Annotated in this window: 24 protein-coding genes; 3 read left to right on the forward strand and 21 right to left on the reverse strand. The window is 73.6% G+C overall.

The features are described from left to right. Positions 1–25: 25 nt before the first annotated feature. A complete protein-coding gene (locus tag Z164_RS0112825) occupies positions 26–2038 on the reverse strand; it encodes a hypothetical protein (RefSeq protein WP_024891090.1) in 2013 nt (670 codons plus the stop codon). 15 nt (positions 2039–2053) lie between these two features. On the opposite strand from Z164_RS0112825, the gene Z164_RS0112830 reads away from it, so the two are divergent. Continuing rightward, the gene (locus tag Z164_RS0112830; RefSeq protein WP_081770179.1) at positions 2054–2794 is read left to right on the forward strand and encodes a response regulator; all 741 of its coding nucleotides are present in this window, start codon (positions 2054–2056) and stop codon (positions 2792–2794) included. 30 nt (positions 2795–2824) lie between these two features. Here Z164_RS0112830 and recO read toward each other — a convergent pair whose 3' ends face one another. From recO to rpoE, 9 genes are all read right to left on the reverse strand, one after another. Further along, positions 2825–3574, reverse strand: coding sequence for a DNA repair protein RecO (gene recO / locus Z164_RS20575; protein WP_043690022.1), 750 nt, complete (start codon positions 3572–3574; stop codon positions 2825–2827). A gap of 92 nt (positions 3575–3666) precedes the next feature. Continuing rightward, entirely contained in the window at positions 3667–4617 is a 951-nt protein-coding gene (gene era / locus Z164_RS0112840) for a GTPase Era (RefSeq protein ID WP_024891092.1), read from the reverse strand. A gap of 24 nt (positions 4618–4641) precedes the next feature. Beyond that, the gene (gene rnc / locus Z164_RS0112845) at positions 4642–5325 is read right to left on the reverse strand and encodes a ribonuclease III (protein WP_024891093.1); all 684 of its coding nucleotides are present in this window, start codon (positions 5323–5325) and stop codon (positions 4642–4644) included. A 19-nt stretch (positions 5326–5344) separates the two neighbouring features. Continuing rightward, on the reverse strand, positions 5345–5728 hold the full coding sequence (locus Z164_RS0112850) for a DUF4845 domain-containing protein (RefSeq protein WP_024891094.1): 384 nt from the start codon (positions 5726–5728) through the stop codon (positions 5345–5347). A 105-nt stretch (positions 5729–5833) separates the two neighbouring features. Next, positions 5834–6616, reverse strand: a complete 783-nt coding sequence (lepB, locus tag Z164_RS0112855) for a signal peptidase I (RefSeq protein ID WP_024891095.1) — start codon at positions 6614–6616, stop codon at positions 5834–5836. Between the two features lie 84 nt (positions 6617–6700). Continuing rightward, the gene (gene lepA / locus Z164_RS0112860) at positions 6701–8494 is read right to left on the reverse strand and encodes a translation elongation factor 4 (RefSeq protein ID WP_024891096.1); all 1794 of its coding nucleotides are present in this window, start codon (positions 8492–8494) and stop codon (positions 6701–6703) included. A 144-nt stretch (positions 8495–8638) separates the two neighbouring features. After that, a complete protein-coding gene (locus Z164_RS0112865; protein WP_024891097.1) occupies positions 8639–10192 on the reverse strand; it encodes a Do family serine endopeptidase in 1554 nt (517 codons plus the stop codon). 73 nt (positions 10193–10265) lie between these two features. Further along, positions 10266–11234 carry a sigma-E factor negative regulatory protein gene (locus Z164_RS0112870; RefSeq protein ID WP_024891098.1) on the reverse strand — a complete coding sequence of 323 codons (969 nt, stop codon included), beginning with the start codon at positions 11232–11234 and terminating at the stop codon, positions 10266–10268. After that, complete coding sequence (gene rpoE / locus Z164_RS0112875) at positions 11231–11845, reverse strand: RNA polymerase sigma factor RpoE (protein ID WP_024891099.1); 615 nt, start codon at positions 11843–11845, stop codon at positions 11231–11233. Before rpoE ends, Z164_RS0112870 begins: the two co-directional genes overlap by 4 nt. Before the next feature lie 212 nt (positions 11846–12057). Between rpoE and Z164_RS20580 the strand changes: the two genes are divergently transcribed. Next, positions 12058–14115, forward strand: coding sequence for a 3-hydroxyacyl-CoA dehydrogenase NAD-binding domain-containing protein (locus Z164_RS20580; RefSeq protein ID WP_043690024.1), 2058 nt, complete (start codon positions 12058–12060; stop codon positions 14113–14115). Here the strand turns inward: Z164_RS20580 and Z164_RS20585 are convergent. Further along, on the reverse strand, positions 14112–14735 hold the full coding sequence (locus Z164_RS20585; RefSeq protein ID WP_052338439.1) for a TetR/AcrR family transcriptional regulator: 624 nt from the start codon (positions 14733–14735) through the stop codon (positions 14112–14114). The genes Z164_RS20580 and Z164_RS20585 overlap by 4 nt on opposite strands. A 63-nt stretch (positions 14736–14798) precedes the next feature. On the opposite strand from Z164_RS20585, the gene Z164_RS0112890 reads away from it, so the two are divergent. Then, positions 14799–15065, forward strand: coding sequence for a hypothetical protein (locus Z164_RS0112890; protein WP_152540948.1), 267 nt, complete (start codon positions 14799–14801; stop codon positions 15063–15065). A 62-nt stretch (positions 15066–15127) separates the two neighbouring features. On the opposite strand, the gene Z164_RS0112895 is transcribed toward Z164_RS0112890, so the two are convergent. The 10 genes from Z164_RS0112895 to Z164_RS0112940 all read right to left on the reverse strand — a co-directional run bounded on the left by Z164_RS0112895 (position 15128) and on the right by Z164_RS0112940 (position 24386). Beyond that, on the reverse strand, positions 15128–15487 hold the full coding sequence (locus Z164_RS0112895; protein WP_024891101.1) for a PilZ domain-containing protein: 360 nt from the start codon (positions 15485–15487) through the stop codon (positions 15128–15130). A 2-nt stretch (positions 15488–15489) separates the two neighbouring features. Further along, the gene (locus Z164_RS0112900; protein ID WP_024891102.1) at positions 15490–16446 is read right to left on the reverse strand and encodes a DNA polymerase III subunit delta'; all 957 of its coding nucleotides are present in this window, start codon (positions 16444–16446) and stop codon (positions 15490–15492) included. After that, entirely contained in the window at positions 16443–17099 is a 657-nt protein-coding gene (tmk, locus tag Z164_RS0112905) for a dTMP kinase (protein ID WP_024891103.1), read from the reverse strand. Before tmk ends, Z164_RS0112900 begins: the two co-directional genes overlap by 4 nt. Next, positions 17096–18145 carry an endolytic transglycosylase MltG gene (gene mltG / locus Z164_RS0112910; RefSeq protein ID WP_024891104.1) on the reverse strand — a complete coding sequence of 350 codons (1050 nt, stop codon included), beginning with the start codon at positions 18143–18145 and terminating at the stop codon, positions 17096–17098. Before mltG ends, tmk begins: the two co-directional genes overlap by 4 nt. A gap of 82 nt (positions 18146–18227) precedes the next feature. Further along, entirely contained in the window at positions 18228–19583 is a 1356-nt protein-coding gene (locus Z164_RS0112915; RefSeq protein ID WP_024891105.1) for an aminodeoxychorismate synthase component I, read from the reverse strand. A gap of 362 nt (positions 19584–19945) precedes the next feature. Further along, positions 19946–21184 (reverse strand): beta-ketoacyl-ACP synthase II, encoded by a 1239-nt coding sequence (gene fabF / locus Z164_RS0112920; protein ID WP_024891106.1) that lies wholly within the window; start codon positions 21182–21184, stop codon positions 19946–19948. 128 nt (positions 21185–21312) lie between these two features. Further along, positions 21313–21552, reverse strand: a complete 240-nt coding sequence (gene acpP / locus Z164_RS0112925) for an acyl carrier protein (RefSeq protein ID WP_024891107.1) — start codon at positions 21550–21552, stop codon at positions 21313–21315. A 117-nt stretch (positions 21553–21669) separates the two neighbouring features. Next, positions 21670–22413, reverse strand: coding sequence for a 3-oxoacyl-ACP reductase FabG (fabG, locus tag Z164_RS0112930; RefSeq protein ID WP_024891108.1), 744 nt, complete (start codon positions 22411–22413; stop codon positions 21670–21672). Positions 22414–22552: 139 nt separating this feature from the next. Next, on the reverse strand, positions 22553–23497 hold the full coding sequence (gene fabD, locus Z164_RS0112935; protein ID WP_024891109.1) for an ACP S-malonyltransferase: 945 nt from the start codon (positions 23495–23497) through the stop codon (positions 22553–22555). 94 nt (positions 23498–23591) lie between these two features. Then, complete coding sequence (locus Z164_RS0112940) at positions 23592–24386, reverse strand: BUD32 family EKC/KEOPS complex subunit (protein ID WP_024891110.1); 795 nt, start codon at positions 24384–24386, stop codon at positions 23592–23594. Positions 24387–24428: the final 42 nt, after the last annotated feature.

Below are 24428 nucleotides of genomic sequence, written 5' to 3' on the forward strand. Positions count from 1 at the left end.
GGGAAGGGCATGCTCGGGGCCGGGGTCATTCGACCACCGGCGCGACGTCGCCGCCGACCGCCGCCCCGATCCGCTCGACCAGGGTCGGCCAATCGACGTTGCGGTTGTGGCCGACCACCTCGAGCCGCGGCAGGCCCGCGCCTTCGACGATGATAAAGGCGTCGCCCGCAGAACGCAGGCCCCCCATCTCGCAGACCTCGTTGCGCAGCCGGCAGCGGATGCCGATGCGGCGATAGCCGAAGTCGTCGAACAGGCCGATCAGCCGCGCCTGCAGGCCGCCGGCGAAGGAGGCGTCGCCGACGCTGGAGATGTCCTGCACCGCGCGCTGGCTGATCCGCTGGCGCTCGCCGCGGCGCGGCTCGGTGCGCAGCTCGGCGTCGAACGCCGCGACCTGCCAGTCGACCAGGCGCAGGCCGTCGAAGCGCCCGTGCAGGCGGCCATCAATCTGGCCCAGGTCGAAGACCTCGGTCAGCGCGGTCAGGTCGAGGCCGTCGAGGGCGACGTCGGCCGACAGCGAGGGCGCCACCCCGAACGGGCGCTCCAGCGCCAGCGCGTCCACCCGCACCTCGCCGTCGAACACGTGCATGGCCAGCCCGCCGTCGAAGTCGATGCGCGAATCCGCGTAGCGCACGCGCGGGATCTCGCCGCTGACGGTGCCGCCGAACTCGGGCCAGCCGAAGGCGGCGGCCAGTTCGCCCAGGCGCAGCGATTCCACCGCCAGCCCCGACTCGATGCGCATGCCCTGCCCGTCCACCGGCAGGCGCAGCGACAGGCCGCCGAAGCGCAGCGCGCCGCCGAGCATCTCCACCGCGACGTCCTCGCGCAGATCGATGCGGCCGGCCGCACTGCGGAACGGCAGCCGCGCCGGGCCGAACGCGATCGCCTGCAGGCGGCCGCCGCGCCAGGCGAGCGCGCTGTCGACCGCGGCGCCCTCCGAGATGCGTACGTCGCCGTCCAGGCCGTCGAAGGCGAAGCGTCCGCGCGCATCGGCCACGCGCACCTCGCGCAGGCCGACGTCGGCGCCGCGCAACGCGCCTTCGCTCATCCGCAGGTGGGCATCGAGGGTGCCGGCAAGCTCCAGGCCGGCCAGCCCCGCCAGGCCCAGCCAGCCGGAGAGGTAGCGCGCCGGCAGCAGGCCGGCATCGTCGCTATGCAGGCGCAGATCGAGCGCGCGCAGGTCGCCGCCGGCGTCGAACGCCGCGCCGCCTTCCGCGCGCAGGGCGGCGCCGTCGTCCCAGCGCAGCGCCGGCAGCGTCCAGCCGGTCCCGGGACCGTCGCGGCGCGCCTGCAGCGCCAGCGGCAGCGGCGCCGCCGGCAGCTCCAGATAGGCGGTGCCGAACAGCAAGTGGGCGCCGTGCAGGGTGCCGCGCAGGTCCACGGTCTGCGCCGGGCCGTCCTCGCGGTAGTCGGCGCGCACCGCGAGGCCGACGCCCTCGCCCGCCAGGCTGCCGTCCTCCGAGTCGAAGGCCAGGCCGTCGCCGCGCAGGTCCGCCTCGATGCGCATCGGCGCGCCGGAGGGCGCCGCCACCCGCACCTCGCCGTCCAGCCGCCCGGCCTGGGGCTGCAGGCTGGGCATGGCCTGCTGGATCAGCGCCGCGGCCCAGGCCAGCGGCACCCGCGCCAGATCGATGCGGTAGGCATCGGCCGAGGCGCCGTCGCGGTGCAGCGACAGCGCCGCCTCGCCCTGGCGCAGGCGGGCATCGATCATCGCCCCGGACAGGTCCAGCGAGAGCGCCGCCGGCGCGCCGCCGCCCGCGCGGACCGGGCCGTCGCAGCCCCAGGCGCCCGTGGCCGGCCGCCGCAGCGGGCATTCCCAGGCCAGCGCGCGCAGCCGGTAGCCCAGCCCGGGCGCGTCGGCGGCCGCGGCCTCGATCCGCAGCCGGCCCTGCGCCGCCCCGGCCGGCCAGTCGAGCCGCACGCGCACCTCGCGCAGGACTGCGACCGCGGTCTCGACGCGCGCGATGCGCGCCTCCAGCGTCCGCGCCTGCGCCGGGGCGAGCCATGCCGCCGCGACGAGGAGTAGGATGAGGCGTCCCATCCAGGAAGGATAAGCATGGACGGCCCAGGCATGATGACGCCCCGGTTGCTGCTGGTGGAGGATGAGCCCACCAGCCGGCTGTTCCTCAAGGCCGCCGCCGCCGCGCTGCCGGCGCAGGTCGATACCGCCGAGCGCGTGTCGGAGGCCTACGGCATGGCCAGGCGCGGCGGCTACGCGCTGTGGCTGATCGACGCCAACCTGCCCGACGGCAGCGGTGCCGAGCTGCTCGCGCGCCTGCGCGCGGACGGCCTGACGACCCCGGCGATCGCCCACACCGCGACCTGCGAGGACGAGGAGCGCGAGCGGCTGCTCGCGCAGGGCTTCGCCGGCGTGGCGGTCAAGCCGCTGAGCGCCGCCGCGTGGCAGGACGCGATCCGCGGCGCGCTCGGAGGCGCGGCCGCCAGTGGCGCGCCGGCCGTCGCCGCGGACACGACCGCGGCCCCGACCCCGATCTGGGACGACGACGCCGCCACCCGCGCGCTGGGCGGCAACCCGACCCACGTGGGCGCCCTGCGCGAACTGTTCCTGGCGGAGTTGCCGGCGGCGCGCGAACAGGTCCTCGGTGCGGCGCGGGCCGGCGACCTCGACGGCTTGCGCTCGGCCCTGCACAAGCTGCGCGCCAGCGCCGGCTTCGTCGGCGCGGCCCGGCTCGACCAGGCGGTGCGCGCGCTGCAGGGCCGGCCCGAGGACCATGGCGCGCTGCAGCGCTTCGTCGAGACCACCGACCAGACCTTCGCCCAGGCGCCTTCGCCCTGAGGGCTCCCGCCGCGGAGCGGTATCGCGCGGCTACGGGGCGTCCGCCTCCGGCCGCGGCGCGCCGCCGCCCAGGCGGCCGAGTTCGCCCATCAGCTCCCAGGATTTCAGGCCGCGCCCGCCGAGATGGTGCGCCAGCAGGCCGCGCAGGCCGTGGCGCAGGTCGCGCAGATCCTCCGGGCCGGGCATGGCATCGGCGGCCAGCGCCAGCAGCGCGCGTCCGGTGGCCGCGCGGGCGCGGTCGCCGCCGCGCTCGACCAGCAGCCGGCGCGGCCCGTGCTCGGGCTCCAGCAGGTAGCGCGCCGCCGGGTCGATCGGCGCGCCGTCGCCGTCCAGGTCGAAGGCGATGCCGAACCCCAGCGCCTCCAGCAGATCGCGCTCGAAGCGGCGCAGCGTCCACGCCAGTGCCGGCCCGGCGAGGCGGCCGCGCACCTCGCCGTAGAGCGCGAACAGCTCGGGGTGCGGGTCCTGCCGCGGCGCCAGCCGCAGCATCAGCTCGTTGACGTAGAACCCCGCCAGCGCGGCCTCGCCGGACAGTACCGGCGCGCGGTCGGCGGCCTCGGCCGCGGTCAGCGTCGCCAGCTCGCCGCGCTGCACCGCATCGAAGCGGATGCGCTGCAGCGGCTGCAGCGCGGCGCGCAGCGCGTGCCGCCGCGGCCCCTGCACGCCGCGCGCCACCGCACCGACCCGGCCGTGCGCGCGCGTGAGCAGCTCCACCAGCAGGCTGGTCTCGCGCCAGCGGCGCGCGTGCAGGACGAAGGCGGGCTCGTCGGCGTAGCGCATGGGGACTCGGGACTCGCAGCGAGTCTAGATCCTCGTCTCCTTCGTGCACCTCGCCAGTGGCGACGGCTGCCGAGCGATCCGTACGCCGCGCATCAAGCCTTTCCGGGTCCCGAGTCCCGGGGCCCGGGTCCCGGCTCCTCATAGCCGAACGCACGCAGCGCGGCCTCGTCGTCGGACCAGCCGGCGCGCACGCGTACCCAGGTCTCCAGGAACACCTTGCGGTCGAACAGGCGCTCCATCTGCTGTCGCGCCCGCGCGCCGATCTCCTTCAAGCGCGCGCCGCCCTTGCCGATGACGATCGCCTTCTGGCCCTCGCGCTCGACCCAGACCACCGCGCCGATGCGGTACAAGCCGCCGTCCTCCTCGAAGCGCTCGATCTCCACCGTGGTCGCGTAGGGCAGCTCGGCGCCGAGCTGGCGCATCAGCTGCTCGCGCAGCAGTTCCGCGGCCAGGAAGCGCTGGCTGCGGTCGGTGATCGCGTCCTCGTCGTACAGCGCGGGCTGCTGCGGCAGCAGCGGCAGCACGGCGGCGACCAGCGCGTCGAGGCCGGTGCGCTTGAGCGCGGAGACCGGATGCACGCTGGCGAACGCGCGGCCTTCCGAGACCCGCGCCAGATACGGCAGCAAGGCCGCCTTGTCCTTGATCCGGTCCACCTGGTTGACCACCAGCACGACCGGCACCCCGCTGTCGTGCAGCAGTTCGTAGGCGGCGCCGTCCTCGTCGTCCCAGCGCCCGGCCTCGACCACCAGCAGCGCCGCGTCCACGCCCTCGACCGCGCCGCGCGCGGCGCGGTTCATCCAGCGGTGCATGGCGCTGGCGGTGGCCTTGCCCTGGTCGCGGTGCAGGCCGGGCGTATCGACCAGCACCAGTTGGCCGGCCGGGAAGGTGGCCACCCCGAGCAGCCGGTGGCGCGTGGTCTGCGGCCGGTTGGAGACGATGCTGATCCGGGCGCCGACGAGGGCGTTGACCAGGGTGGACTTGCCCACGTTGGGGCGGCCGATCACCGCGAGGTGGCCGGCCCGGTAGGACGGGTCGGAATTCATGCCGGCATTGTAGGCGTGCGCGCCTCAGCGCGCGCGCGCGGCGGCCTGCGCGGCCTCCAGCCGCGACAGCACGGCTTCCGCCGCGGCCTGCTCGGCGGCGCGGCGCGAGCCGCCCTCGCCCTCGCCGGCCAGCGGCGGCTCGGCGATCCTGCAGGCGACGCGGAACACGCGCGCGTGCTCGTCGCCGCTCTCGGCCAGCAGCTCGTAGCGCGGCAGCGCCCGCTGCCGGGCCTGCAGCCATTCCTGCAGCCGGGTCTTGGCGTCCTTGCCGACGCGGTCGATGCGGAAATCCTCCAGCTCCGGCTCCAGCCAGGCCAGCACCACCGCGCGGCAGGCCTCGAATCCGGCGTCGAGGTAGATCGCGGCGATCACCGCCTCCAGCGCGTCGGACAGGATGGAATCGCGGCGGTGGCCGCCCGACTTCATCTCGCCCGGGCCCAGCATCAGCAGCGGGCCGATGTCGAGCCGGCGCGCGATCCGCGCCAGGGTCGATTCGCGCACCAGTTCGGCGCGCGCCCGGGTCATCGCGCCCTCGTCGGCGCGCGGGAAGCGCTGGTACAGCGCCTCGGCGGCGATCAGGTCGAGCAGCGCGTCGCCGAGGAACTCCAGCCGCTCGTTGTGCGGGCTGCCGGCGCTGCGATGGGTGAGCGCCTGCGCGAGCAGCCCGGGGTCGGCGAACCGGTGGCCGAAAGGATCGCGCGCCGCCATCACGCCGCCGGCCGCGCGCTCATTCGGCGTCCCGGCCGTTGCCGCCGAGCAGCCGGCTGGCCTCGAAGCGGCCGACCACGTCGAGGTTGCCGACCAGCGGCCTGCGCACCTCGTAGCGCACGTCCATCTGCCACGCGTTGCCCACGCGCTTGAGCTTGACGTGCTCCTTCTTCACGTTCTCCGAATAGCTGATGTAGAGCCGGCGGAAGAACAGGTCCTGGATCCGCGCCGGGTCCTGGCTGCCGATGTCGGCTTCCTGCGAAAGGCCCTTCAGCGCCGCGCGCACGCTGTAGTACTCGGAATACATCGGGAACAGCCTCATGGCGACGTAGGCGAAGAAGCCCACCACCGCCAGCACGATGAGGAACCCGAGCAGGGTCATCCCCTTCTGCGTCTGCTTCATTGCGCGTCTCCCCGGAAAGCGCCTGGTCCGGGCGCGATCTTAGAGCCTGCGGCCCGCCAACGCGAATGACGCGCGCAGCGGCGGGCACGCACGGCCGGCGCCGCGTCAGCGGATGCTGCGGCCGATGCGGTCGAAGCCCACGCCGCCGTCCCAGTTCATCCAGATCAGGAACGCCTTGCCGCGCAGTTGCGACTCCGGCAGCTCGCCCCAGAAGCGGCTGTCGTCGCTGCGGTCGCGGTTGTCGCCCATCACGAAGTAGTGCCCGGGGCTGACCACCCATTCGCCCTCGCCCGGGTCCCGGAACGGCAGGCCGGTGATCTCCAGCACCTCGTGGCTGCGCCCGGGCATGTCCTCGCGCAGCAGGGTCGCGCCGGTCATCTCCGCGCCGCGACCGCGCCCTTCGTAGGTGCCGTTGGACTGGTAGTGGAACGGCTCGCCGTTGACGTAGACCTGGTTGTCGCGATAGCTGACCACATCGCCCGGCAGGCCGATGACGCGCTTGATCCAGTCCTGGTCCGGGTGGTGCGGCGGCCGGAACACCACCACGTCGCCGCGCTCGGGCTCGCCCAGCTCGACGACCTTGCGGTTGCTGATCGGCAGGCGCAGGCCGTAGGAGAACTTGTTGACCAGGATGAAGTCGCCGATCAGCAGCGTGGGCATCATCGAGCTGGACGGGATGCGGAACGGCTCGGCGACGAAGCTGCGCAGGATCAGCACCGCTGCCAGCACCGGGAAGAAGGTCCGCGCGTAGTCCACCGCGACCGGCTCCTTCGCCTCCAGCAAGCCGCCGCGCGCGGCGCGGCGCTTGGCCAGAACCAGCCGGTCGAGCAGCCAGATGGCGCCGGAAAGCAGGGTCAGCACGACCAGGGTGATCTCGAACCACTTCATGGATGTTCCTTCGGAAATTGAACCGGGGCGGGCGCATGGGGGATCGGGAAGGCCCTCGCCCCGGGCCGTCCCCTTCCCGCCCCGCTACTCGCGGCTCGTGCTCAGCACCGCCAGGAAGGCTTCCTGCGGGATATCGACGCGGCCGACCTGTTTCATGCGCTTCTTGCCTTCCTTCTGCTTCTCCAGCAGCTTCTTCTTGCGCGAAACGTCGCCACCATAGCACTTGGCGAGCACGTTCTTGCGCAGCGCCTTGACCGTGGTGCGGGCGATGATCTGCGAGCCGATCGCGGCCTGGATCGCCACGTCGAACTGCTGCCGCGGGATCAGTTCCTTCATCTTCTCGGTCAGCTCGCGGCCGCGCCGGTCGGCGTGGCTGCGGTGCACGATCAAGGACAGCGCATCGACCTTGTCGCCGTTGATCAGCACGTCCACGCGCACGAACGGGCCCGGATCGAAGCGCAGGAAGTGGTAGTCCAGCGAGGCGTAGCCGCGGCTGACCGACTTCAGCCTGTCGAAGAAGTCCAGCACCACTTCGGCCATCGGCAGCTCGTAGCTCACCTGCACCTGGCCGCCGAGGTACTGGATGCCGATCTGCGAGCCGCGCTTTTCCTCGCACAGGGTGATCACCGCGCCCACGTAGTCGGGCGGGGTCAGGATGTTGGCGCGGATGATCGGCTCGCGGATCTCCTCGATCTGGTTGACCGGCGGCAGCTGCGCGGGGTTGTCCAGCGGCACGATGGTGCCGTCGGTCTTCAGGATCTCGTAGATCACCGTCGGCGCGGTGGTGATCAGGTTGAGGTCGTACTCGCGCTCCAGCCGCTCCTGCACGATCTCCATGTGCAGCATGCCCAGGAAGCCGCAGCGGAAGCCGAAGCCCATCGCCTCGGAGCTTTCCGGCTCGAAGCGCAGCGCGGCGTCGTTGAGCCGCAGCTTGTCGAGCGCCTCGCGCAGGTCCGGATAGTCCTCGGCATCGACCGGGAACAGGCCGGCGAACACGCGCGGCTGCATCTCCTGGAACCCCGGCAGCGGCTTGGGCGCGGGATCCGCGGCCAGCGTGAGGGTGTCGCCGACCGGCGCGCCGTGCACGTCCTTGATGCTGGCTGTGATCCAGCCCACCTCGCCGGCGCGCAGCGCCGGCAGCTCCTTGCGCTTGGGGGTGAACACGCCGACCTTGTCCACCTCGTGGGCGCGCCCGGTCGACATCACCAGGATCTTGCTCCTGGGCTTGATCTCGCCCTGCATGACGCGCACCAGCGACACCACGCCCAGGTAGTTGTCGAACCAGGAGTCGATGATCAGCGCCTGCAGCTTGTCGGTGTCGCGCGGCGCAGGCGGCGGGATGCGGTGGACGATGGCTTCCAGCACGTCCTGCACGTTGAGGCCGGTCTTGGCGCTGACCGCGATCGCATCGCTGGCGTCGATGCCGATCACCGCCTCGATCTCGCCCTTGGCGCGCTCGATGTCGGCGGTGGGCAGGTCGATCTTGTTGAGCACCGGCACCACCTCCAGCCCCTGCTCCACCGCGGTGTAGCAGTTGGCCACCGACTGCGCCTCCACGCCCTGGGCGGCATCGACCACCAGCAGCGCGCCTTCGCAGGCGGCCAGCGAGCGGCTGACCTCGTAGCTGAAGTCGACGTGGCCGGGGGTATCGATGAAATTGAGGTGGTAGGTCTGCCCGTCCTTTGCGGTGTACGGCAGCGAGACCGACTGCGCCTTGATGGTGATGCCGCGCTCGCGCTCGATGGGATTGTTGTCGAGCACCTGCGCTTCCATCTCGCGTTCGGACAGGCCGCCGCACAGCTGGATGATGCGATCGGCGAGCGTCGACTTGCCGTGGTCGACGTGGGCGATGATGGAGAAGTTGCGGATGTTCCGCATCGGGTCGGTCATGGGAGCGGCGGTCCGCGCGGCGAGGGCGTCAAAACGGCGAATTATCGCACAAGGCGCGCGCGGCGATCGGCCCGCGACGCGCCCCGGCCGCCTCGGCCGGGGCGCCGCCGCCCGATCTCCCGGCAGCCCGGGCTAGCGCTCGCCGTCCTCGCGCGGGGTGACCGCCACGAACTGGGTGCCGCGGGGATTGCGCACCAGCAGCATCACCGTGTCGCCGGCCTTCACGCCGCGCAGGGCGCGGTCGAGCTCGGCGGGCGAGCCCACGTCCTCCCGGCCCACCCGCAGCACCACGTCGCCGGGCTGGATGCCGGCGCTGCGCGCGGCCAGGCCGGTCACCTGCGCGATCCGCACGCCCTTGCCCTCCTCGATCCCCAGCTGGCGCCGCTGCGCGGCGGTCAGCTCCTGGCCGACCAGGCCGAGCGGGTTGCTCGAGGCCGACGGCGCCGGGGACGGCGCGGGCTGCCCGCCCTGGCGGACGGCGGCCAGCTCGTTGCGGTCGAGCGGGGCCAGGGTGATCTCGAAGGTGCGCTCGCGGCCCTCGCGGAACACCGACAGCCGAACCTTGGCGCCCGGCGCCTTGTTGCCGATCAGCGGCGGCAGGTCGCTGGGCTGGTAGATGGTCGTGCCGTCGACGCTGCGGATCACGTCGCCCGGCTCCAGCCCCGCCTTCTCGGCCGGGCTGCCCGGCACGATCTCGCTGACCAGCGCGCCGAGCGTATCGGGCAGGCCGAAGCCGCGCGCCTGATCGGCGCTGATGCCCTGGGCCTGGAACCGCACGCCGATCTGGCCGCGCTGCACCGAGCCGGTCGCCTTGATCTGCTCGGCGACGTTCATCGCCATGTCGATCGGGATCGCGAAGCTCACGCCCTGGAATCCGCCGGTGTTGCTGAAGATCTGCGAGTTGATGCCGATCACCTCGCCGCGGGTGTTGAGCAGCGGGCCGCCGGAGTTGCCGCGGTTGATCGCCACGTCGGTCTGGATGAAGGGCACGTACTGCTGGTTGGTGTACGGGTTGGAGCGGCCGACCGCGCTGACGATGCCCGCGGTCACCGACTGCTCGAGCCCGAACGGCGAGCCGATCGCCACCGCCCACTGGCCGGACTTGACCTGCCGCGAATCGCCCGCGCGCAGCGCGGTTAGGCCGTTGCCCTCGATCTTCAGCACGGCGACGTCGGACTCCTCGTCGCTGCCGACGATCTTCGCGTCGAACTGGCGGCGGTCCTGCAGGCGCACGGTTACCGATTCGGCGCCGGCGACGACGTGGTGGTTGGTCAGCACGTAGCCGTCGGCGGAGACGATGAAGCCGGTGCCCATCGAGGTGCCGCGCGGCATGCCCGGCTCGCCGGGGAACCCCGGGCCGCCCGGGCCGCCGGGGAACGGGAAGTCCGGCCCCAGCAGGCGACGGAAGATGTCCGGCAGCATGTCGTCCTGCGGCATCTGCCCGCGCTGCGCGGTGCGATCGGCGCCGATGGTGGCCTCGATGCTGACCACGCCCGGGGCGACCTGCTCGACCAGCCGGGTGAAGTCGGGCAGGCCGGTCACCAGTTGCTGGGCCGGGGCTGCGGGCGCCTGCTGCGGGGCGGCAGCGGCCGCCTGCGGCTCGGCGGTGGCGATGGGCAGGATCACGGCGGCGGTCGCGGCCGCGGTGGCCACGACCAGGACGGCGGCGGGCAGGACTTTCTTCATCGGGGAACGATCCTCGACAGCGGGAACGGGGGATTCGGCAGGCGCGCCGCGGGCCCACGGCCCGCGGCGGCGATCAGTCGGCGTCGGCCGGGGGCAACGGCCCCAGCGCGCCGGCGGGTTGCGGCCAGACCAGCGCCGGCAGCGGCATCGCCAGCCGCGCCTCGAGGCGCGGTTCGAACGGATGGAAGGACGGCGCCTCCAGGCCGATGGCGGCGCTGCCGGACGCATAGCCGGCGGCGAACGCGCTGCCGCCGCCGAAGCCGGCCTGCGGCCAGGGCCGCGCGACCGGCGCGGGCGCGGCCTCTGCGGCGAACGTCGGCCGTGCCGCGGCGGCAGCCGGCGCCGGGGCGGCCGCGGCCAGCATCCGCTCGGGGGCGGCCGACGCCTCCTGGCGACGGCGCTCGCGCGTGACCGCGGCGCGCTGGCTCTGCCCGCGCGAACGCCGCTCCTCGCGGCGCGGGGCTTCGGCCACGGCCAGCGCGCTGGCGCCGGCCATCGCCAGGGTGACGCCTTCCAGCGGCGCGGCGGCGGGGGCATCCGGCGCGAAGGTCGGCGCGGTGGGCGCCGGCGCCGGTTTCGGCACGGGATCGGCGGCGGCGACGCGGGCCGGCGCGGGCGTCTCGACCTCCAGCGGCGCCTGCGCCTGACGGCCCACCAGCAACGCCACCACCGCCACCGAGGCGGCGAGCGCGGCGCTGCCGCCCCAGCGCAGCAGGCCGCCGCGGCGCGCGGCCTGGCCGGCCGACTGCACGACGGCGTCCTGCGCCTGGGCGTCGCCGGCGATCGCGCGCGCCACGTTGGCGGCGAAGTCGGCCGGCAGCAGCGCCGCATGGCGGCCGCGCAGCACGTCGCCGCAGACCTGCCAGCGCTCCCAGCACGCGGCCAGCTCGGTGTCGTGCTCGAGCCTGCGCAGCATGAAGCGCGCCTGGTCGGGCGACAGTTCGCCGTCCAGCATCGCCGAGAGCTGCTGGCGGTGGTAGCGGTAGAGCTTGTCGGGTTCGGGCTGCAGCTGCAGCGCGTCGATGTCGTCGGAATGCATCATCGGATCGCACGCTCCGCGGGAGTTTCGTTGTCCATCAACGGTTTCAGTTCCTGGTCGATCGCCTCGCGCGCACGGAAGATGCGCGACCTGACGGTGCCGATCGGGCAGTCCATGCGCCGGGCGATGTCCTCGTAGCTCAGACCGTCGACCTCGCGCAGCGTGATCGCGACCCGCAGCTCCTCGGGCAGTGCTTCGACCGCGCGCATCACCGTTTGTTCCATCTGCTGCCGCATCAGCTCGCGCTCGGGGGTGTCGGTATCGCGCAGCCGCACCCCCGAATCGAACTGCTCGGCGTCGGCGACGTCGATGTCGTCGGTCGGCGGCCGCCGGTTGTGCGCGACCAGGTGGTTCTTGGCGGTGTTGACCGCGATCCGGTGCAGCCAGGTGTAGAACTGCGCGTCGCCGCGGAAGTTGCCGATCGCCCGGTAGGCGCGGATGAAAGTCTCCTGCGCCACGTCCTGGCACTCGCTCCAGTCCGCCACGTAGCGCCCGATCAGCGCCGCGATGCGGTGCTGGTACTTGCGCACCAGCAGGTCGAAGGCGGCGCTGTCGCCGCGCTGGACGCGGCGGACCAGCTCCTGGTCCAGCTGTTCGGTGTCGTTGTCGGCCATCGGCCGGTGGCTCCTGTGACCCGGCGCGACGACCGGGCGTTGTGACCTGGACGCAGGCGGCGAGTTCCCGCCGCCCGCGCGCTTCACCGCGAACGCTTCATCTTGGGGTGCCCCGCCCCGCTCGCAAGTCGTCGCCGCGCGCGCGATTTGACGCCGGCGGAACGACCTCTGGATCATAAGGGCTTCTCCCGTACCTTATCGGATGGTGCCGTATGGTGGCAGGCCTCGACGGACTGCGCTTCAGCCACTGGAAGGCCGAGTCGCGCGAAGACGGCGTGCTGGTGCTGGCGTTCGACCGCGCCGGCGAGTCGGTCAACACCTTCGCCCAGGACGTGCTGATCGAGCTCGACGCCCTGCTCGAGCGCCTGGCGCTGGAGCCGCCGAAGGGTCTGGTGATCCGCTCGGCGAAGGCGAAGGGCTTCATCGCCGGCGCCGACATCCGCGAGTTCGCGGAATTCGACGCCAAGGGCACCATCGGCGATTCGATCCGGCGCGGCCAGCAGGTGTTCCAGCGCCTGGCCGACCTGCCCTGCCCGACCGTGGCCGCGATCCACGGTTTCTGCATGGGCGGCGGCACCGAGCTGGCGCTGGCCTGCGACTACCGCGTGGCCAGCAGCGATGCGTCCACCCGCATCGGCCTGCCCGAGGTCAAGCTCGGCATCTACCCCGGCTGGGGCGGCAGCGTGCGGCTGCCGCGCCTGGTCGGCGCGCCGGCGGCCTTCGACATGATGCTGACCGGCCGCGCGCTGTCGGCCAAGGCCGCGCGCGGCATCGGCCTGGTGGACAAGATCGCCGAGCCGGCGCTGCTGATCGATACCGCCGCGACGCTCGCCCTGCGCGGCCTGCAGCGGCCGTTCAAGCAGCGCGCGCTGGGCTGGCTGACCAATACCTGGCCGGCGCGGCAGCTGCTGGCGCCGCAGATGGTCAAGCAGGTCTCGCGCAAGGCGCGCAAGGAGCACTACCCCGCGCCCTACACGCTGATCGAGACCTGGCGCCGCACCGGCGGCGGCCTCCAGAACCGGCTGGCCGCGGAGCGCAAGTCGGTGGTCCGGCTCGCCGGCACCGCGACCGCGCGCAACCTGACCCGGGTCTTCTTCCTGCAGGAGCGCCTGAAGGGCCTGGGCGGCGGGCATGCGCATGCGATCGAGGCCGTGCACGTGGTCGGCGCCGGCGTCATGGGCGGCGACATCGCGGCCTGGGCCGCCTACAAGGGCTTCCAGGTGACCCTGCAGGACCGCGAGCAGCCCTACATCGACCAGGCGCTGGCGCGCGCGCAGTCGCTGTTCCAGAAGAAGGTCAAGGACGACGACAAGCGCCCCGAGGTGGCCGCGCGCCTGAAGTCCGATCTCGCCGGCGACGGCGTGGCGCGGGCGGACCTGGTGATCGAGGCGATCGTGGAGGACGCGCAGGCCAAGCGCGGGCTCTACGCGCAGGCCGAGCCGCGGCTCAAGCCCGGCGCGCTGCTGGCGACCAACACCTCCTCGATCCCGCTGGCGGAGCTCGCGCAGGGGCTGCAGCGGCCGGCGCAGTTCGCGGGCCTGCACTACTTCAACCCGGTGGCGCTGATGCCGCTGGTGGAGATCGTCCGCCACGACGGCGTGGCCGAGGAAACGCTGGCGCGGCTGGCCGCGTTCTGCAAGGCGATCGACAAGCTGCCGGTGCCGGTGGCGGGCTCGCCCGGCTTCCTGGTCAACCGCCTGCTGTTTCCCTACCTGCTGGAGGCGGCCACCGCCTACGCCGAGGGCATCCCGGCGCCGGTCATCGACAAGGCGGCGGTGCGGTTCGGCATGCCGATGGGCCCGATCGAGCTGATCGACACCGTGGGCCTGGACGTGGCGGCCGGCGTCGGCCGGGAACTCGCGCCCTTCCTCGGCCTGGCGATCCCGCCGGCGCTGGCCACGCCGCCCGAGCCGGGCAAGCGCGGCAAGAAGGACGGCCAGGGCTTCTACGCCTGGGAGGACGGCAAGCCGAAGAAGCCGGAGGTGCCCAAGGACTACGTGGCGCCGGACGACCTCGAGGACCGGCTGGTGCTGCCGCTGGTCAACGAGGCGGTCGCGGCCCTGCACGAGGGCGTGGTGGCCGATGCCGACCTGCTCGATGCGGGGGTCGTCTTCGGTACCGGCTTCGCGCCGTTCCGCGGCGGCCCGATCCAGTACCTGCGCGAGACCGGCATCGACACCGTGCGCGCCCGGCTGCAGGCGCTGCAGGCCCGCCACGGCGACCGCTTCGCGCCGCGCCCGGGCTGGGACGATCCGGCGCTGCGCGGCTAGCCGCGCAGCGATCCGCCCCGGCCGGCGGACGCGTCCTGGTCCAGCGCCGCCGCGCGCTGGCGCAGCATGTCCAGCAGGGCCTGGTGTTCGTCCGGCGTGAGCGCGAGCATCTCGAAGGCCTCGCCGAAGAACAGCCCGTCGAGGGCGAGCGAGATCAGCAGCGCGTCCAGGAACCTCGGGCCGTTCGCGCGCAGCGCGTCCAGGTGCTCGAGGTGCAGTCGCCGGGGGCGCGCCATCAGCTCGGGGGTGTTGACCGCGGCGACGATGAAGGAGCGGATCGTCTGCGGTGCGTTGAAGCCGGAGCGGCGCATCTCGATTTCCGCCTCGAGATGGGCCTGGACGTAACCGCCCGGCGTCTCGGGGTAGCGTCGCCTCGCGCGCTCCAGCTCGGACTGGTAGCGCTCGATCTGCCGATCGACCATCGCGGTCAGCAGCGCGTCCTTGCTGGCGAAGTGGTAGAGCAGCCCGCCCTTGCTGACCCCGGCCTCGGCGGCGACGGCATCCAGCGTCAGGTGCGCCGCGCCCACCTGCTCCGCCACGGCCAGCGCCGCATCCAGGATCCGTTCGCGCGCATTGGCGCGGCCGGGCGCGGCGGCGTCCGCCTCGTCACGTTCAACCATCGTTCAGCCTCCTATACTTTACCATCCAGACGGTACACCCCTGGAATCAAGACAGATTACGCCATGACAGCTCAGCTGCACGTGCCGGTTTCCGTGGTCTCGCCGCCGGCCGTCGGCGGCGCCGAGGCCTACGCTGCGCTGGCCTGGATCGAGGAATTCGTGCGCCTGGCGCGCTGCGCCATCGAGGAAGAAGACGACGAGGCGCTGCGCCGGCGCTACGAGGACGAGGTGTTGCGGCGCGCGGCGTTCCTGCGCGCGGCCGGGCTGTTCGACATCGTGCGCATCGACCACCCCGGCCTGCGCGCCATGGTGGACGACGCGGCGCGCTGAGCGGCGAGCGTTCCGGCGGCGCGGGCGCGGGCCCGCGCGAAGGTGACGGCCGGGCATCGCCGCTACATGGTGTGGGTGGGTTTCTCGGCCGTCAGCGTGCCGGCCAGCAGCGTCTCGATCTTGCCGCGCACGGTCTCGCCCTCGCCGCTGTCGGCGAACTGCACGCCGATGCCGGCCATGCGGTTGCCCTGCGCGCCGGGCGGCGTCACCCAGACCACCTTGCCGGCCACCGGCAGCCGCTCGCTGGACTCGGGCAGGGTCAGCAGCAGGAACACCTCGTCGCCGATGAAGTAGCGCTTGGGCGTGGGCACGAAGATGCCGCCGGACTTGAGGTAGGGCATGTAGGCGCCGTAGAGCTGCGCCTTGTCCTTGACCGTCAGCGACAGGATGCCCTGCCGCGCGCCCGTACCCGTGCTGCCCATCCCTATCTCCGCGAATCGCGCTTGGCGCCCCCGGCCTCGTCGCGCCAGGCCAGCAGCAGTTCGGTGATCGCCAGGTCCGCGCGCACGGTGGTGCGCAGCAGGTCGCGGGTCCGGTTGGCGCGGCCGAACCACGCGGCCAGCCTGCGGGTTCGCCCGAGGTCGGTCAAGTCCGAGGCGCGCGCCGCGGCGATCGCCGCGGCGTGCCGCAGCCGCTGCTCGGCGAGTTCGTCGGCAGCCCAGCGCCGCGCCGCCTCCGACGGCGCCGCGCGGCCGGCGGCCACCGCGTCGAGATCGGCGGCGACCTCCTTGCGCAGCGCCATCCCGCCCTCGCGCAGCCAGTGGTCGGCCAGCCCCGGATGGCCGCGCGCGGCGGCCAGCGCTTCCTCCGCCGCTGCCGGGGCATGGCCCTGCGCGCGCAACCAGGCCAGCGCCTCGTCGTGGGGCGGCAGGCGGAACTCCAGCCGCTGGCAGCGGCTGCGGATGGTCGCCGGCAGCCGCATCGGCTCGGCGGCCAGCAGCCACAGGTAGCGGCCTGGCTGCGGCTCCTCCAGCGTCTTCAGCAGCGCATTGGCGGCGGCATGGTTGATCGCATCGGCGGGATCGACGATGGCCACCCGGGTCTGGCCGTACTGCGCGGTCAGCGACAGCTTCTCCGAGAGCGCGCGCATCTGCTCGATGACGATCTCGGTCCGCAGCTTGGTGCCGTCGCGGGTCGGCGCGAAGCCCACCGTCAGCAGGTCGGGGTGGGTACCGGCGGCGATCAGGCCGGCCGCGCGGGGATCGCGGTCGGCGCCCAGCAGGTGCGCGGCGAGCCGGTCGGCCACCGCGCGCTTGCCGAGCCGGGCCGGGCCGCACAGCAGCAGCGCGTGCCCCAGCCGGCCGCTCTCCAGCGCGGCCAGCGCATGGTCGTAGGCGCGCTGCTGCCAGGGCGCGAACGGCGGTGCGGCGGCGGCGCTCATCGGCCCCGCCTCCAGTCCTCGAGCGCGGCCACCGCGGCGGCGGCGACGACCTCCGCCGCGGGCGCGGCGTCGATCACCCGCACGCGCGCGGGTTCGGCCCGCGCGCGCGCCAGGTAGGCGGCGCGCACGCGCTCGAAGAACTCGTCGCGCTCGCGTTCGATGCGGTCCGGCGCACCGTCGCGGCCGCTGGCGCGGGCGCGGCCGCGGGCGACATCGACGTCGAGCAGCAGGGTCAGCCCCGGGCGCAGGCCGACGAAGTCGCGCTCCAGCCCCGCGATCAGCGCCGGATCGAGCCCGCGGCCGGCGCCCTGGTAGGCGTAGCTGGAATCGGTGAAGCGGTCGCACAGCACCCAGGCGCCGCGCGCCAGCGCCGGCGCGATCACCTCGCGCACGTGCTGCGCGCGGGCGGCGAACACCAGCAGCAGCTCGGCCTGTGGCGCCGTCGGCGCCTGTCCGGGATCGAGCAGCAGCTCGCGGATGCGCTCGGCCAGCGGCGTGCCGCCGGGTTCGCGGGTGCACATCACCTCGTCGCCGCCGGCGCCCAGGGCCGCGCGCAGCGCGCGCAGCACGGTGGTCTTGCCGGCGCCCTCGCCGCCCTCGAGCGACACGAAGCGCGCGTGCGCCGGCACGCCGTTGCCGCCGTTCGCGCTCATCGCGGGAACCGCTCGCGGTAGCGGCGCACGTACTCGCGCACCGCGGCGTTGTGCTCGGCATAGGTGCGCGAGAACACGTGGCGGCCGCTGCCGTCGCCCACGGCCACGAAGTACAGCGCGTCGCCTTCGGCCGGGCGGGTGGCCGCGCGCAGCGCCGCCACGCCGGGCATCGCGATGGGCGTCGGCGGCAGGCCGTCGCGGGTATAGGTGTTGTAGGGCGTGTCGGCCTGCAGGTCGGCGCGGCGGATGTTGCCGTCGAAGGCCTCGCCGAGGCCGTAGATGACGGTGGGATCGGTCTGCAGGCGCATGCCCAGCCGCAGCCGGCGCACGAACACGCCGGCGATCAGCGGCCGCTCCTCGGCGATCCCGGTCTCCTTCTCGACGATCGAGGCCAGCACCAGCGCCTCCTCGCGCGAGCGCAGCGGCAGATCCTCGGCGCGGGCCGCCCAGGCTTCGTCGAGCGCGCGCTCGAGCGCCTGGTTGGCGCGGCGCAGCAGGTCGAGGTCGCTGTCGCCGCGGGTGTAGAAGTAGGTCTCGGGGAGGAAACGGCCCTCCGGATGCACCCCGGCATGGCCCAGCTCGGCCATCAGCGCGGCGTCGTCGAGCCCGGCGCTATCGGGCCGCAGCCGCTCGGTCGCGCGCAGCGCCGCGCGCAATTCGCGGATGTTCCAGCCCTCGACGAGGGTGAAGCGGTGGCGCACCACGCGGCCGTCGCGCATGTTGATCAGCACGTCGCGCGCGCTCATGCCCGGCGCCAGCGCGTACTCGCCCACGTGCAGGCGGCCGGCGGCGCCGAGCCGGCGCGCGAGCAGTTGCCATTCCAGGTCGTGACCCTCGCGCACGCCCGCCTCGCGCAGCTTCTGCAGCACCCGCGCGAAGGAGTCCCCTCGCTCGACCACGTAGCCGTCGCCGGCCTCCAGGCCGGCGAGCGGGTCCCGCTGGAAGCCCTGCCAGCGGTCCCAGGCCCAGTAGCCGGCACCGCCGGCGAACAGCGCGAGCAGCGCGAGGAAGGCGCCGATGCCGCGCCGGCGTCGGGACGCGGCCATCAGCGGGTCCCGCCTGCGTGAGGAATGCGTGTCATCGGCGCCAAGGATACCGTGCGGGGGGTCGCCCCGCCCCCCCGGGGACTCAGGTTCCGCCCGCCGCCAGCGCCTGCAGCATGCCGCGCGCCTTGACCCGGGTTTCCTCCAGTTCGCGTTGCGGGTCGGAGTCGGCGACGATGCCGGCGCCGGTGCGGAAGCGCAGCGCCCTGCCCGCCACCGCGGCGCTGCGGATGAGGATGTTGAGATCGAGGTCGCCGTCGCGGTTGAGCCAGCCCATGGCGCCGGTGTAGGCGCCGCGGCCGGCGCCCTCCAGCTCGGCGACGATCTGCATGCAGCGCACCTTCGGGCAACCGGTGATGGTGCCGCCCGGATGGACCGCGGCCACCGTCTCGCCGGGGCCGACCCCGGGCCGCAGGCGCCCGCGCACGTTGCTGACGATGTGGTGCACGTGGGCGTAGCTCTCCACGGTCATCAGCTCGTCCACTTCCACCGTCCCCGGCAGGCAGATCCGGCCCAGGTCGTTGCGCTCCAGGTCCACCAGCATCACGTGCTCGGCGCGTTCCTTGGGATGGCCGACCAGCTCGCGCACGCGGCCGGCGTCGTCGTCGCCGGGCAGGCGCGGCCGGGTGCCGGCGATCGGCCGGGTCTCGACCAGGTCGCCGCGCACCGAGACCAGCCGCTCCGGCGACGCGCTGACCACCGCGAAGCCCGCGCCGGCGTACAGCCCGGCGAAGGGCGCGGGGCTGATCGCGCGCAGGCGCGCGTACAGGCGTGCGGGATCGAGCGGCGCCGCGAAGCCGGCGCGCCAGCCGCGCGACAGGTTGACCTGGAACACGTCGCCGGCGGCGAGATAGTCGAGGATCCGCGCCACGCCGCGGATGTAGCGCTCCGGCGGCTCCTCGTCGAGCGTTCGCGGCGGACGCCAGGCCGGCAGCGGCGCCGGCGCGGGCGCCGCCAGATCGGCCAGCAGCGCGTCGAGCAGGTCGTCCCGGCCCGCTTCCGCCAGCGCCACGCACTCGCCGGTGGCATGGTCGCGCAGCACCGCCGCCGGGCAGCGCAGCGCCTGCGCCACCGGCGTGCCGTCGGCCGCCGGCGGCAGCCGCAGCACCGGCTCCACCTGCGCGCCCAGCTCGTAGCCCAGCAGCAGCGCCCAGCCGCCGCGGAACGGCCAGCGCGGTTCCTCGCGCGGCAACCGAAGCGCGCGCCACGCGGCGTCGAGCAGGTCGAGGAAGCGGCCCTCCAGCGCCCGCCCGCCGGCGTCGCGCGTGCGGCCGTCGGCCCCCAGCGTCAACGATTCGCCCGAAGCCGCCAGCAGCAGGTCCCAGCGCGCCTGCGCGGTGCCGTGGGCGACCGATTCCAGCAGTACCGGATAGCGCGACGGGGCACGGCGGTGCAGCGCGAGCAGATCGACGCCGGGCGCCAGGGGACGGGTGATCAGCACGAGACGACTCGCAGCCGCGACGGTCCGCGATTCTAAGGCGGATCGGCATCCGGGAGCGCAGAAGGCAAGCCCTTCACCCGCCTGCGGGGACGCTGCGTCTTTGCCTTCCTTCGCAAGGGGCCGAAGGCGGATGGGGCACGCCGCAGGCCTGCGAACGCGCCCTCATCCGGCGCTGCCGCTTGCGGGAGAAGGGAAAAACGAGATGCGCCCGCTTGCGGGAGAAGGGAAAAACGAGATGCGCCCGCTTGCGGCAGAAGCAACAGCTTCGGCGCCGCAGGCCGGTCGGTAGACCGCAGAGCCCGATCCGCAGCGGCGCGAGGCCATGCGGGCCGGTCGCCCGGCCGCTGCGTTTCCGCCGCGGCTCAGACCCGGGCGAACACCAGCGTGCCGTTGGTGCCACCGAAGCCGAACGAGTTCGACAGCGCGACCTCGACCTGCTGCCGGCGCGCGGTGTGCGGCACGTAGTCGAGGTCGCAGCCCTCGGAGGGATCGTCGAGGTTGATGGTCGGCGGCAGCACGCCGTCGTGCAGCGCCATCGCCGCGAACACCGCCTCGATGCCGCCGGCCGCGCCGAGCAGGTGGCCGGTCATCGACTTGGTCGAGCTGACCGCGACCTTGGCCGCGTGTTCGCCCAGCGCGTTCTTGATCGCGAGCGTCTCGGCGAGGTCGCCGGCCGGAGTCGAGGTGCCGTGCGCGTTGATGTAGCCGATGCGCGAGACGTCGATGCCGGCATCGGCGATCGCGTTGCGCATGCAGCGCGCCGCACCCTCGCCGCTCTCGCTGGGCGCGGTCATGTGGTAGGCGTCGCCGCTCATGCCGAAGCCGACCAGCTCGGCGTAGATGCGCGCGCCGCGCGCCTTGGCGCGCTCGTACTCTTCCAGGATCAGGATGCCGGCGCCGTCGCCCATGACGAAGCCGTCGCGGCCGCGGTCCCACGGGCGCGAGGCGCGCGCGGGATCGTCGTTGCGGGTGGACAGCGCCTTCATCGCGCAGAAGCCGCCGAGCGAGGTCGGGGTGGTGGCGTACTCGGCGCCGCCGGCGATCATCGCGTCGGCGTCGCCGTACTGGATCATGCGCATCGCCAGGCCGATGTTGTGGGTGGCCGTGGTGCAGGCGGTGACCGCGGCGATGTTCGGGCCCTTGGCGCCGGTCATGATCGAGACCTGGCCGGCGATCATGTTGATGATCGTGCTGGGCACGTAGAAGGGCGAGACCTTGCGCGGGCCGCCCTCGTGGTACTTGATCGTGGTGTCCTCGATGCCCTTGAGGCCGCCGATGCCGGCGCCGATGGCCACGCCGATGCGCTCGGCGTCGGCCTCGCCGATCGCCAGCCCCGCGTCCTCCAGCGCCATCATCGAGGCGGCGACGCCGTAGTGCACGAAGGTGTCCATCTTCTTGACGTCCTTCGGCGCGATCCAGCGGCCGGGATCGAAGCCCTTGACCTCGCCGGCGATGCGGGTCGGGAACGCGGAGGCGTCGAAGTGGGTGATCGGGCCGATGCCCGAGCGGCCGGCGACGATCGCCTCCCAGCTCGAGGCGAGGTCGTTGCCGACCGGCGACAGGATGCCCAGGCCGGTGATCGCGACGCGTCGCTTGGACATGGAATGCTCCTCAATCGATTCGATGGGCGCGAGCCCGTCGCGCACCGGAAATGCACGAGGCCGCGTAAGCGGCCCCGGGCTCTAAGGCGAAACGGCCGGCTCGCCTCGGGCGCGCCGGCCGCGGGCGCTCAGCTCTTGACGTGCGCCTTGACGTAGTCGATCGCCTGCTGCACCGAGGTGATCTTCTCCGCTTCCTCGTCCGGGATCTCGCACTCGAACTCCTCTTCCAGGGCCATCACCAGCTCGACGGTGTCGAGCGAGTCGGCGCCCAGGTCGTCCACGAACGAGGCGCTCGGATTGACATCTTCTTCCTTCACGCCGAGTTGCTCGACGACGATCTTCTTGACGCGCTCTTCGATGGTGCTCATATGGGTATGCTCCGCAGGGGCCCTGGTTCGGCCGATAGTGTAAGGGAAAGGCCCGCCGGCAGCGATGCGCGCCGGAAGCCGTTCGGGCTCAGGGACTTGCGTCCCATGATGGGGGCGTCACGGCATGTACATGCCGCCGTTGACGTGGAGGGTCTCGCCGGTGATGTAGGCGGCCGAGGGGCCGGCCAGGAACGCCACCGCGCGGGCGATGTCGGCCGGCTCGCCCAGCCGCCCGAGGGCGATCTGGCCCAGCAGGGCGGTCTTCGCCTCGTCCGGCAGGGCGCGGGTCATGTCGGTGTCGATGAAGCCGGGCGCGACCACGTTCACGGTCACCCCGCGCGAGCCGATCTCCTTGGCCAGCGACTTGCTGAAGCCGATGATGCCGGCCTTGGCGGCGGCGTAGTTGGCCTGGCCGGCGTTGCCGGTGACCCCGATCACCGAGGCGATGTTGACGATGCGGCCCTTGCGCGCCTTCATCATCCCGCGCATGGCGGCCTTGCAGGTGCGGTAGACGCTGGAGAGGTTGGTGTCCAGGATCGCCTGCCAGTCCTCGTCCTTCATCCGCATCAGCAGGTTGTCGCGGGTGATGCCGGCGTTGTTGACCAGGATGCCGATCGCGCCGAATTCCTTGGCGACGGCGTCGAACAGCGCCTCGACCGAGGCGCCGTCGGCGACGTCGAGCACGCGGCCGTGGCCGCCGGCGGCGGCGAGCCGCTCGCCGATCGCGCGCGCGCCGGCCTCGCTGGTGGCGGTGCCGATCACGGTCGCGCCCTGCGCGGCCAGTTCGTCGGCGATGGCGGCGCCGATGCCGCGGCTGGCGCCGGTGACCAGGGCGATCTCGCCTTGCAGGGGTTGGGTCATGGTTCTGTCTGCTCCGAACAGCGACTCGTTCAGCCGCGGATTTTCGCGGATACCCGCGGGCAAGGCCAACGGGAGGATGTTCTCGCTCGTCCTACCGGACTCGCTCGGCCGCGCCCGGGCGCGTCGATCCGTCGCCGGATCAGGCCTTCCACGCCGCCAGCGCGGCGTCGAAATCGTCCGGCGCGGCGAGCGCGCGGGCGTCGAAGGCCTTGTCGATGCGGCGCGCGAGCCCGGTCAGCACCTTGCCCGGCCCGCACTCGGCGAAGCGGGTCGCGCCGCGCGCGGCCAGGGCCTGCATGCAGCCGGTCCAGCGCACCGGCAGGTAGAGCTGGCGCACCAGCGCGTCGCGGACCGCCTGCACGCCGTCGTGGACCTCGACGTCGACGTTCTGCACCACCGGCAACGCCGGCGCGCGCCAGTCGGCGCCGGCCATCGCCTCGGCCAGGCGGTTGGCGGCCTCGCGCATCAGCGGCGTGTGCGAGGGCACGCTGACCGCCAGCCGCACCGCCTTGCGCACGCCCTGCGCGGCCAGCGCCTCCAGGACCCGCTCGACCGCGGCGCTCTCGCCGCCGATGACGACCTGGCCGGGCGCGTTGTAGTTGGCCGGCACCGCCACGCCGTCGCCGGCGGCCTCCTTGCAGACGCGCTCGACGAGCGCGTCGTCGGCGCCGATCACCGCCGCCATCGCGCCGGTGCCCGCAGGCACCGCCGCCTGCATCAGCTGCCCGCGCAGGCGCACCAGGCGCGCGGCATCGGCCAGCGAGAGCGCGTCGGCGGCGACCAGCGCGCTGTACTCGCCCAGGCTGTGGCCGGCCAGCGCCGCCGGCGCCGCGCCGCCCTCGGCGCGCCACAGCCGCCACACCGCCACGCTGGCGGCCAGCAACGCGGGCTGGGTGAATTCGGTGGCGTTGAGGCGGTCTTCCGGCCCGTCCTGGCTCAGCGCCCACAGGTCCACGCCCGCGCCCTCGGAGGCTTCCGCGAAATCGTTGCGGATCGACGGGTGCCGCGCGGCGAGATCGGCCAGCATGCCGAGCGACTGCGACCCCTGGCCGGGGAAGACGAAGGCGAGTTGCGGATCGGTCACGCGCGGGTCCGGTGCCAGGAAAGCGCGGAATGATACGGGCACCGCGCACGCCCTGTCTGTACGCGGTCGTATGTGCCGCCGGACGCCGGCGCGCTCAGGACAGCAGGTCGAACAGGTCCAGTTCGCCGTCGTGCAGCAGGTCGAAGCCGAGCAGCATCGCCAGCGCCAGCAGCAACGGCGCGGCCGCGCCCAGGATCGAGATCGCGCGCGCCACCGTGTGCGCGGCCGGATGCCGCAGGGCCTCGGCGATCCGCGCCCAGGGCCGCAGCCGCCCGCCGACCTGGCCCACCGCCGCTTCCACCTCGGCCGGCGCCTGCGCCAGCGCCTCGCCCAGCATTCCGGTCAGCGCCTGCGGGCGTTCGGCGTAGTAGCGCGAGGCCCCGTAGGCGAACAGCACCCAGTCGCGCGCCTGCGCATCGGCCAGCGGCATCACGTCGAGCGGATCCTCCTCGAAGTCGAGGAAGCCGATGCCGGCATCGGCGGCGGTGAGGTTGCGCGGCCACGGCTGGCCGAAGTAGCCGCCGCGCGCGTGGCCGGCGCCGATCGCCTCGATCGCGGCGCCGGTCAGCGCGTCCAGCCGCGCCGGCGCGTCGGCGGCCTCGCGCATCCGCGAGGACAGCGTGGGACCGAGGTCGCTGAGCACCAGCACGTCGCGGCCGGCGCCCAGGATCTCCGGCACCCGCACGCCGGCGGCCTGCAGCTGGCGGATGCGGCGCTGCTCGACCGCGCGCGCGTCGGCGCCGGCATGGTGCGGCGGCGGCCGCAGCGGGCGCAGGCCCAGGCGACGGGCGAACGCGTCCATCGCGGCCAGGCGCAGGCGCCGGCGGCCGCCGGCGGGATAACGTTTGAGCCAGGCGGTCTCGCCGGCGATGCGGATGGGTTCGATCATGGCGCGCGGCCCGCAAGCCCCGGGCGGCGCCCGGACCCGACA

The sequence above is a fragment of the Luteimonas huabeiensis HB2 genome, assembly GCF_000559025.1.
GTDB classification, from domain to species: domain Bacteria; phylum Pseudomonadota; class Gammaproteobacteria; order Xanthomonadales; family Xanthomonadaceae; genus Luteimonas; species Luteimonas huabeiensis.